Origin of the sequence: Arthrobacter globiformis NBRC 12137, assembly GCF_000238915.1 — a bacterium.
Lineage (GTDB): Bacteria > Actinomycetota > Actinomycetes > Actinomycetales > Micrococcaceae > Arthrobacter > Arthrobacter globiformis.
The window spans coordinates 1-9,628 of sequence record NZ_BAEG01000025.1 but is presented as its reverse complement, the minus strand read 5'-3'; the positions used below and the strand labels follow the sequence as shown (position 1 = coordinate 9,628).

The 9,628-nt window shown below is 66.8% G+C and carries 8 protein-coding genes; 2 read left to right on the top strand and 6 right to left on the bottom strand.

Going from position 1 to position 9,628, the window contains the following annotated elements:
• Window positions 1-93: 93 nt before the first annotated feature.
• Entirely contained in the window at window positions 94-1,041 is a 948-nt protein-coding gene (locus ARGLB_RS03670) for a patatin-like phospholipase family protein (RefSeq protein ID WP_003799069.1), read from the bottom strand.
• A gap of 300 nt (window positions 1,042-1,341) precedes the next feature.
• On the opposite strand from ARGLB_RS03670, the gene ARGLB_RS03665 reads away from it, so the two are divergent.
• Window positions 1,342-2,196: an SDR family NAD(P)-dependent oxidoreductase gene (locus ARGLB_RS03665; protein ID WP_003799068.1), complete on the top strand. Its 855-nt coding sequence runs from the start codon at window positions 1,342-1,344 to the stop codon at window positions 2,194-2,196.
• A 198-nt stretch (window positions 2,197-2,394) separates the two neighbouring features.
• Here ARGLB_RS03665 and ARGLB_RS03660 read toward each other — a convergent pair whose 3' ends face one another.
• The 5 genes from ARGLB_RS03660 to ARGLB_RS03640 all read right to left on the bottom strand — a co-directional run bounded on the left by ARGLB_RS03660 (window position 2,395) and on the right by ARGLB_RS03640 (window position 9,032).
• Entirely contained in the window at window positions 2,395-4,542 is a 2,148-nt protein-coding gene (locus ARGLB_RS03660) for a putative bifunctional diguanylate cyclase/phosphodiesterase (RefSeq protein ID WP_050934265.1), read from the bottom strand.
• A 151-nt stretch (window positions 4,543-4,693) separates the two neighbouring features.
• Complete coding sequence (locus ARGLB_RS03655) at window positions 4,694-6,079, bottom strand: UDP-glucose dehydrogenase family protein (protein ID WP_003799066.1); 1,386 nt, start codon at window positions 6,077-6,079, stop codon at window positions 4,694-4,696.
• A complete protein-coding gene (locus tag ARGLB_RS03650; protein WP_043417842.1) occupies window positions 6,076-7,230 on the bottom strand; it encodes a glycosyltransferase family 4 protein in 1,155 nt (384 codons plus the stop codon). The genes ARGLB_RS03655 and ARGLB_RS03650 overlap by 4 nt, the downstream gene beginning before the upstream one ends.
• Window positions 7,231-7,310: 80 nt before the next feature.
• Window positions 7,311-7,559 carry an NfeD C-terminal domain-containing protein gene (locus ARGLB_RS03645; RefSeq protein ID WP_003799061.1) on the bottom strand — a complete coding sequence of 83 codons (249 nt, stop codon included), beginning with the start codon at window positions 7,557-7,559 and terminating at the stop codon, window positions 7,311-7,313.
• Between the two features lie 36 nt (window positions 7,560-7,595).
• A complete protein-coding gene (locus ARGLB_RS03640) occupies window positions 7,596-9,032 on the bottom strand; it encodes a flotillin family protein (RefSeq protein WP_003799060.1) in 1,437 nt (478 codons plus the stop codon).
• Window positions 9,033-9,322: 290 nt separating this feature from the next.
• Here ARGLB_RS03640 and ARGLB_RS03635 point away from each other — a divergent pair, with 290 nt between their 5' ends.
• Window positions 9,323-9,532: a hypervirulence associated TUDOR domain-containing protein gene (locus ARGLB_RS03635; RefSeq protein WP_003799058.1), complete on the top strand. Its 210-nt coding sequence runs from the start codon at window positions 9,323-9,325 to the stop codon at window positions 9,530-9,532.
• Window positions 9,533-9,628 lie beyond the last annotated feature (96 nt).

Below are 9,628 nucleotides of genomic sequence, written 5' to 3'. Positions count from 1 at the left end.
TATGCGCCGGGGCCCTGGCTGGTTAACAGCCCGCGCTGTTTAGAAACCCGCGCTGTTTAAAAACCTGGGCCGTCCAGAAGTCGCCGCCCGACGTCAGCCCCAGAATTCGGTGAGCTGCTCGGCCAGGGCGCGGCCCTGGTTATAACCACCCCGGGCAGCAGGCGGACGCAGCTGCAGATCCATCGCATTGGCGCCGAACATGCGCTCGGCGTTGCTATCCGGGAAGATCGTTTCGACTCTGCTGCCGCCGGCGCGCAGCCCGTCGACCTGCGTTGCGAGATGCAGGCCCCAGTCCAGCGGCGTCCGTGTTCTGCCGCCGAATGGCGAGAGCACCAGCACCCGCTGGTATCCGGCGGCCAGATCGGCGTTCTCGGCGTTGGTTCGGCAGCCGCCGTCGATATAACTTTTGTCTCCGATCCTGTAGGCGAAGCCGCTGGCGCAGCTGGCGGCAACGGCGTCCGCCAGGTCGACTCCGCTGTGGCGGTCGAAGATGACCGGTTGACCGGACTGGGCATCGACCGCTGTGATGAGCACCCTTCGTTGCGGCCAGTGCTGGCTGGGCAGCCGCGCGGCGACGGTCGCGCGCCACCGCTGCTGCACAGAGCCGTCCGACCCCGCATCCATGTCTAGTGCAGCCGCGCCCATTCTGCGGCGCATGTCGGCCGCATCCGTGGCGGCGGCGATGATCTTGCTGGTTCTCTCCATGTGGTCCGCCACCGGCTTGGACGGAACGCGTCCGCCGCCGGACCCGGCCGGACCGGTCCCTTGCTGGCGCCGGGGCTGGGGCTGGGACGCCGCGGCAAGGATGGCGGCCAGCAGTTCGCCCGGGGTCGCGCCAGCTATCTGGGCTGCGGCCGTGGAGCCGGCTGACGTTCCGATGGTCAGATCGGCTGTGGTCACGTCCAGCCCGGCATCGGAGAGGCCGGCGATGACGCCGATCAGCCACGCATTGCCTGTCGATCCGCCGCCACCGAGGACCAGCGCTCGGTCGGAGGCCGTCGTGGAGATGAAGTGCAGAGGTGAAGAAGGTGTTGTGTTCATGGGAGTCGCCTTTCGCGGATTGCCTGGCGGCGCTCCCGGTGGCGACTAGCTCAGTCGCGGGATCGTGGGCTGTGGGGGAGCGCCCATTGCGGATACTGCGTTCATGGGTCTCACCTCCTGCCAATAGATCACGATCACCGGAAAGCTATCACTCCGGCGACCGGGCGCGCAATCGGCAGCAGGCATTTCCAGCCGGTATCCTGCTCTCGCTTCTGCCCGGGAACATGTCCCGGCCGGGCTCCGTTGTACGTGGGAGGCCGCCTCACGGTTGAGCGGCTCAATCACAGCAAAGGACACCTCATGCACCAGCGCACCATCGTCATTACCGGCGCCAGCGACGGCATCGGTGCTGCAGCCGCGCGGTACCTGGCGCGGGCAGGCGACCGGATCGTCGTCGTCGGGCGTTCCCCGGGAAAGACCGCAGCGGTGGGTGCGGAACTGGGTGCTGACCACTTCGTCTGTGACTTCGCTGAGCTGGCGCAGGTGCGAGATCTGGCCGCGGCGTTGCGCGAAAGGTACCCGCGAATCGACGTCCTGGTGAACAACGCCGGCGGGATCATGCGCGGCCACGAGCTGACCGTGGACGGCCACGAGAAGACGTTCCAGGTCAACCATCTGGCGCCATTCCTGCTCACGAGCGAGTTGCTGGATATTCTCACCGCCAGCCGTGCCACGATCATCAACACCTCCAGCGCTGCCAACGGGTTCGGACGCTTGGATCTGACCGATCTCAACTCAGAGCGCAGCTACTCGACAAACCGTGCCTACGGCACCGCGAAGCTTGCGAATATCCTCTTCACCGCGGAACTTCAGAACCGCTACGGGAAAGACGGTATCGCGGCGGCTGCCTTCCACCCCGGCGTCGTGGCGACCAACTTCGCTGCGGAGTCCACAAGCTGGTTCCGCCACGCCTACAAAACCGTGTTCAACCGGTTCCTCATCTCGGCCGAGCAGGGCGCTGACACGCTCGTTTGGCTCGCTACATCCACGCCCGGACGGGACTGGGTGCCCGGCGCCTTCTACGTCAAGCGTGCGCTGGCGAAAGCCAACAGGCAGGCCTACGACGCCGAGCTGGCGAGGAGCTTCTGGGACCGCAGCCTGGAGCTGGTCAGGGCCGGCGAGCCGCTGGAGAAGCCCGAACTGGACAACGCCTGAGGTCCGCTGGCTCCACCTGAACGGGTTTCCCGGGCCCTCAAGAAGTGCCCTGAGGGAGGGTTTGGGGTTGGGCGACGAGAGGTGAGGGAGGGTTTGGGGTTGGGCGACGAGAGGTGAGGGAGGGTTTGGGGTTGGGCGACGAGAGGTGAGGGAGGGTTTGGGGTTGGGCGACGAGAGCTGAGGGAGGGTTTGGCCGGGTCAGCGGCGCAGGCGCAGACCTTCAAGGGCCTCGAGCGCTGCGGTGGAGCGGCTGATGGCCTGCTCGAGGCCAGCCTCGGATTCGGGCACCGAGAACAGGTAGCCCTGCAGGGCGTCGCACTGCAGATCCGTCAGGTAGGCGGCCTGCGCGGAGGTTTCGATGCCCTCCGCGGTGACGCCCAGACCAAGGCTGTGGGCCATGTTGATCATGGAACTGAGGATCGGCAGCTTCTCCGCCCCGGTGCGGACCATGGAGACGAAGGACTGGTCGATCTTGACCGCGTCCACCGGCAGGTCCTGAAGCCGGCCCAGCGAGGAGTAACCGGTGCCGAAATCATCGAGCGCAACCCGCACGCCGGCGCTGCGCAGGCTCGCCAGCTGGCTGATCACATGTTCGTCGGCGTCGAAAAACACGCTCTCCGTCACCTCCAGCACCAGCTGCCGGGGGTCCATGCCATGGGACCCGGCCATGCCCAGCACACTGCCGGCGAAGTCGCAGTCCCGCAGCTGCACGCCGGACACGTTGACCGCCAGGGAACGCCCGGCGTCAGTTGAAAGCCAGGGTCCAAGCTGGATAAAACTTTCCCGCATCATCTGCAGGCCGACCACCGAGATCAGTCCGCTGCGCTCCGCCGTCGGAATAAACTGCGACGGCGGGACATTCCTCCCGTCGCGCTCCCACCGTGCCAGCGCCTCGAACTGGATCACCTCACCCAGCCGAGGCGAGACAACCGGCTGGTAGCTCACGCTGATCTGGTCGTTGTCGACGGCGAGCCTCAGCCCCGCTTCCATGTCCGTCCGCTGCACCAGGGCCGTCATCATCGCCGGCTGGAACCGCATGTACCGGTTCTTGCCCGCCGCTTTGGCCGCGTACATCGCCACGTCCGCGCGGCGCAGCAGCTCCGACGCGGCCACCGCGTCCTCACAGAGCGAAGCGATTCCCAGGCTCAGGCTGGGCCGCAGCATGGACCCTTCGATCCATACCGGAACATTGAGCGACTGCACGATCCGCTCCGCGACGGACTCGGCATCTGTGGCTCCGGTCAGAAGCACGACGAACTCGTCACCGCCCAGCCGTGCCACCGTGTCGTCCGGCCGGACGCATGCCCTCAGCCGGCGGGCCACCTCCACCAGCATCTGGTCCCCTGCGGCATGGCCAAGGATGTCGTTGACCTCCTTGAAGTCGTCAAGGTCCAGAAGGAGGACGTCGACGGCGGCACGGCCGCCGCCGTGCAATGCTTCGGACAGCTGGTCATGGAACAGCTTGCGGTTCGCCAACCCGGTCAAGGGATCCTGGAACGCCATGGCTCTGAGCTGTTCTGCCTGCTCGGCGAGGTCCGCCATCGCCTGCCGCGCCTGCTCCTGGGCCCGGCGCCGCGGCGTCACATCCCGGAAGCTCCAGACCCTTCCCACTACCACGTTGCCCACCCGCTGCGGCCGTGAATAGCGCTCAAAAGTACGGCCGTCGCGGAACTCCAGGATGTCGTGGCTTTCCGCGGCGGGGTGCGCGTACAGCTCGTTGACCTTGTCCACGAAGCTCTCCGGGTGCGAGAGGAGACCAAGCACATGATTCATCACTGCGGCGTCGTCGCCGGTGGCCATCAGTTCGCGCGGGATACCCCACATCTTGGTGAACTGCTCGTTGATGCCGGCGATATTGCCGTCGATGCCCACCACCAGGATTCCGTCGGCCGTGGACTCCAGGGTGGCGCTGAGCAGCGACATCGCCTCCCGCAGCTCGGCGTCGGCCTCCTGCCGGTGAAACGTGGGCCGGACCGACGCGACCAGGCATGGGCCGCCGTCGGAGTCCAGCAGCGAGCAAGCCACCTCGCCGTGGAACTCCGTGCCATCACTGCGCAGGCCGTAGGACTCGAAAGGGGTCTGTGCGGCGGCGCTGTCTCCGTTCTCAGTACGCAGGCTGGCGAAGAGCCGGTCGAAACCGCTGCGGTAGCCTTCGGCGAGGAGCATCCGGTGGTCCTGGCCCACGAGCTGAGGCCTGCCGTAACCGAAGAGCCGCTCGGCGGCGGCATTGGCCTGGGCAATGACCCCGTCGCCCGCCACCACCAGTACCGCGTCCGGCAGCGCATCGAACAGGGCAGCGGAACTACCGGCCGGCTCCCCCTCAGGGCGCGGGGAAGCCGCTGTCATGCCACCGTTGCGTGAGACCGCGAGAAACTCATTGAGCGTCCACCCCCTCACCAAGATGGTACCGCTGATCGGGCTTGTCGAGATGGAGCGTCAGCTGGTTTCGATCCCCGCCGGCACCCTCACCTCGCAAGCTCAACCAGCGGACGGAGGATCAGCCGGCGGAGATCTGCTCAGTCAGCGCCGCCGCGTGGTTCGTGCCGAGTCCGCGCACCGTCCAGCCTTCCGCCTGCCACGCCGCCGCGTCCAGGACGTTGCGCGCGTCCAGCACCGTCCGGCGTCGTACCAGCTGCCCGACGGCGGCCGGCGACAGGTCGCGGTACTGGGCCCATTCGGTCAGCAGCAGCACCAGCTCGGCACCCTCGAGCGCCCTCGCGGCAGAGGCCTCGAAGCGAAGCTGAGGAAAGCGCATCCACGAGTTGTTGATGGCCTTCGGATCCGTCACCGTGACGTGCGCGCCGGCCGAGGCAAGCCGGAGCGCGACGTCGAGGGCGGGGGAGTCGCGGATGTCGTCCGTGTCCGGCTTGAACGCCGCGCCCAGCACGGTCACCGTCCGGCCGGCGATCGAGCCGCCACAGAGTTCCTTGGCAACTTCCGCGGTCCGGGCACGCTGGCCGAGGTTGATGGAGTCCACCACGCCCATCCAGTCCTCCACGGACCGGACCTCCAGCGCCTGCGCCTGGGCCCGGAAGCTGCGGATGTCCTTGGGCAGGCAGCCGCCGCCGAAACCCAGCCCGGCATGCAGGTACCGGTTGCCGATGCGCGGGTCCATGCCCATCGCCTCGCTCAATTCGGTGACGTCGGCACCGGCTGCGTCGCATAGTTCGGACATGGCGTTGATGAAGCTGACCTTCGTCGCCAGGAACGCGTTCGACGCCGATTTGATCAGTTCCGCAGTGGCGAAATTGCACACGAGCCGCGGAATGCCGGCACGCAGCAGCGGCTCGTACACCGCGTCCAGCACGGCGGTCACACCGCGGGCCGCTCCCTGCGTCCCGTCGCTGCGGCGCGCGAAGGCGCCCTCCTTGCCGCCGCGCACCCCGTACACCAGCCGGTCCGGCACCAGCGTGTCCTTCACCGCCGTGCCCTGCCGCAGGAACTCTGGATTCCAGCCGAGCAGCACGTCAGGCCGTGCCGCGAGGATGCGCCCCAGCTTGTCGACGGTCCCCACGGGCACCGTGGACTTACCGACGACGGCGTCACCCCGGCTCAGGTGCGGAAGGAGACTTTTGCTGGCGGAGACCAGGTAGCTGAGGTCGGCGCCGTCGGACGTCTTCGATTGCGGCGTGCCCACGCAGAGGAAGTGCATCTGCGCGCCGGCGGCGTCGGCGAAGGCAGTGGAAAAGCGCAGACGGCCGGTGGCCCGGCCGTCGCGCAGGAGTTCGTCCAGTCCCGGTTCGAAGAAGGGGGCCCGGCCGCCGGCCAGCTGCGCGACACGTGCGGGGTCGACGTCGATCCCCACCACCGTGTGGCCCATGGACGCGAGGGTGGCCGCGTGCACCGCGCCGAGGTAGCCGCAGCCGATCACGGAAATCTTCACAGGGTGGCTCCTCGTTTCGTTTCGATGCCGGTGATCGGCTGTTCCGCTATCACCGAGCGGTAATGCCGGACCAGTTCCGCGCACAGGGCTGGCCACGTCCGGCCCTGTACCGAGGCGTGAGCCGCCGCGGCGAACGCGCGGCGCTTGGCGTCGTCGCCCGTCAGGTCCATCACGTGCCGGCGCAGGCCGGCCAGGTCACCGGGTTCATAGAGCCAGCCGGTGCGGGAATTTTCCACCAGATCCAGGGGGCCTCCGCGGCCCGTGGCCACCACCGGAACCCCCGATGCCATGGCCTCCTGGATGGTCTGGCAGAAGGTCTCGAACTCGCCCGGGTGGACGAACAGGTCGAACGACGCCACGGCCCGGGCCAGCTCCTCGCCGCCGAGGAATCCGGTGAACACGGCGTTGGGAAGGGCTTCCTCCAGCGCCGCCCGCTGCGGACCGTCACCCACAATCACCAGGCGGGTGCCGGGAATGTCTGCCAGCACGGCAAGGTCCTCCACTTGCTTCTCCACCGCCAGCCGGCCCACATAGCCGATGATCCGCTCACCGCCTGGCGCCACGGAAGCCCGCCACACGTCGTCGCGCTTTTCCGGTGCAAAACGCGCGGTATCCACACCGCGCCGCCACATGCCCACCCGCAGAATCCCGCGGCCGCGCAACTGGTGCAGCGCGAAAGTGGACGGCACCAGCGTCCGGGACGCCAGGAGATGAATGTTTTCCACCCTGTTCCAGGCCCAGTTCTCCAGGAACGGCACCCCGTACCGGGCGGCGTAGCTGGGAACCTCGGTCTGGTAGAGGGCCACCGTGGGGATCCCCAGCTGATGCGCGGCCTGCGCTGCCCGCCAGCCGAGCACGAACGGCGACGCCAGGTGGACCACGTCCGGTGCGTAGTCGGCAAGGATTCTCTTGACCCGGTACACACCTCCCAGCGCCACCCGAACGTTCGTGTAACCCGCCAGCGGAACGGAGGGCAGCCGGTGCACAAACGCGCCGTGCACAACGTCCAGAACATCAGCGTCCGACGTTGACGGCGCAATCACCAGTACCTCATCGCCCCGTTCCTGCAGGTGCTCAAGCACTCGCAGGATGGAGTGCGTGACTCCGTTCATCAGTGGCAGGAATGATTCGGCAACGATAGCGATCCTCACCCCTCAACGGTGTTCCCGCCGTCTAACCATGCGGGGGAGCGGGCGTGACCGTGAAGGGAAGGTTGGGTTAACAGGCGGGGCTAGCGTCCCTCATGGCGGAGAATGTCCGGCAGCTCGTCCACGAAGACGGTCTGCGGCGGGTCGAGGTAGATGACCAGCACCTCGTCACCGACCGGAAAGACACTGACCTTGTCGAACGGGTAGGCGTGGAAGGCGCTGACCCCGCCACGGTACGGGAGCATGACCTCCCCGACGGTGCCGGGGCCGATCCGCCCGGTGACCCGGCCGATCTTCCCGGTCAGGCTCCGGTCAACGTTTCTGTGCACCATGGTCCTCGACCTCCCGGGGCTCCCTCGACCCCTGTCCTAGGCGCCGGGCTGCTTCGGCTGTTGCTTGGCGTGGCCCTGCCCGTTTTTCAGGGCAGTCGACAGCCGCGGCAGGAACGAGCCGGCCTGGGTGATGATCCCGCCGACCATGCTGTTGACCCCGTCAGCGCCGTTCAGGACGGTGAGCTGGTCGACGTGTCCGAACGGTTCGGCGGCCGCCGCCACAATGGCCGGCATGTTTTCCGCCAGCTGCTGGGCGATGACGGCATCCTGGTTGCTTTCGAGGGCCTCGCCGCGGGCCTTGATGCCCTCAGCCTCCGCCAGCGCTTTGGCTTTGATGGCGGACGCTGCTGCATCGCCGCGCGCCTTCGTGGCTGCCGCCTCGGCTTCACCGGTCACCCGGGTGGCTCCTGCAGTTGCCGCGGCCGCGGTCGCATTGGCCTGGGCTTCGACTTCCACCCGGCGGGCATTGGCCTGGGCTTCGAGTTCCGTCCGCTTGGCCCGCGCTTCGGCGGCGCTGATGTCCGCTGCCTTCTGTGCCTCAGCTTCTGTTCTCTGCGCGTAGGCCTTGGCGTCGGCGGGCTTGCGGATGGTGGTCTGCAGCTTCTGTTCCTCGCGGTCCGCCTCGAGCTTGGCCACTTCCGTTTCCTGGACCACCACCTGCTGGCGGGCTGTGGCGTCGGCCAGCGGACCCGCCTGCGCCGCATTGGCCCTGGCTCGCTCCGCGTTGGCCTGTGCCACCGACTGTTTGATGGCGGAGACACTCTGAGCGTCGGCGATCTGTGCGGCGGCCTCCGCCTCCCGCTCCGCGGCTTCGCGGTTCCGCGTGGCCTCGGCGATGCGGGCTTCCATCTTGACCTGGGCGATGTGCGGTTTGGCGATGTTCTGGATGTATCCGGTGGGGTCCTGAAGGTCCTTGATCTGCAGGGAATCCACCACGAGGCCGAGCTTTTCCATTTCCACGCCGCTCGCCCCGCGGACCTGGGAGGCCAATTTATCGCGCTCGCGGATAATTTCCTCGACGGTCATGCTGCCGATAATGGAGCGCAGGTGCCCCTCGAAGACGTTGTACACCTGGCTTTCCATTTTCGGTTGCTGGCCAAGAAACCTTCGGGCGGCATTGGCGATAAAGGCAGGCGCATCCCCGATTTTGTAAATCACGACGCCTTCAACCACCACCTGGATACCCTGGGACGTGACGCAGGAGACCTTCAGCTCCGTCTCGTTCAGGGTGAGGGACAGCGTCCGGACCGTCTGCAGGCCGGGAACCACCAGCGCGCCCTTTCCGGTAACGATCTTGAAGTCCATCCCGTCGGTGCTTTCCAGGGTTCCGCGAGTCAGACCGGAAATAATGAGGGCCTCGTTTGGCTCGGCCACCTTCCACATGAGTTTGACGGCCAGCCAAATAACCAGAACGCCCAGAAGCACCGCGACAACAGTGATTATCAGGGGCAGGATGACTGCCAGGTTCTCCATGGCGGTGTCCTCTCGGTGCAATTAGAAGCCCACGTGTTATGTCCGACCCTATTCGCCGGGAAATCCTGCCGAATAGGCACGGGAATTGCGATGCCGGGAATCCTTCAAGGCGCCGGACTGCCAGCTGTAATAGACAGTGTGGTGGTGCGTGAGGGCATAGTCCAGCAATTCCGGCCGCTTCGGGAGAGTGCGCTCTCAAGGCCATCCGAACCTGGTCCGGGCCGTGGCCGGTTGCCGGCACCGGCTGTAGTGTCGGCGGTGATGACATCATCCCGACCCGAGGAGCACGTGTGGCACTGACCAATGGCACCGAAGTGGAATGGAACACTCCACAGGGAAAGACCCACGGCAAGATCGTGGAAAAGAAAACCAGCGACTTCGAGCTCGACGGCCACACCCACAGGGCCAGCGACGACGAACCCCAGTACGTGGTGGAGTCCGCAAAGACGGGCGCGAGGGCGGCGCACAAGGCGGGCGCGCTGACTGAGAAGAAGGGTTAGCCGCCGTCTCATCCCAGGCACCTGACCGCAGACAAACGGCCGGCCCGCTCAAGAGCGGGCCGGCCGTCGCCGTCCTTTAGGTGTTTCGCAAGCTAT

Bases quoted from the DNA above. Each gene is read 5' to 3' on its own strand.
- ARGLB_RS03670 (WP_003799069.1), bottom strand. From the start codon at position 1,041: ATGAACACAACACCTTCTTCACCTCTGCACTTCATCTCCACGACGGCC.
- ARGLB_RS03645 (WP_003799061.1), bottom strand. From the start codon at position 7,559: ATGGTGCACAGAAACGTTGACCGGAGCCTGACCGGGAAGATCGGCCGG.
- ARGLB_RS03640 (WP_003799060.1), bottom strand. From the start codon at position 9,032: ATGGAGAACCTGGCAGTCATCCTGCCCCTGATAATCACTGTTGTCGCG.
- ARGLB_RS03665 (WP_003799068.1), top strand. From the start codon at position 1,342: ATGCACCAGCGCACCATCGTCATTACCGGCGCCAGCGACGGCATCGGT.
- ARGLB_RS03660 (WP_050934265.1), bottom strand. From the start codon at position 4,542: ATGACAGCGGCTTCCCCGCGCCCTGAGGGGGAGCCGGCCGGTAGTTCC.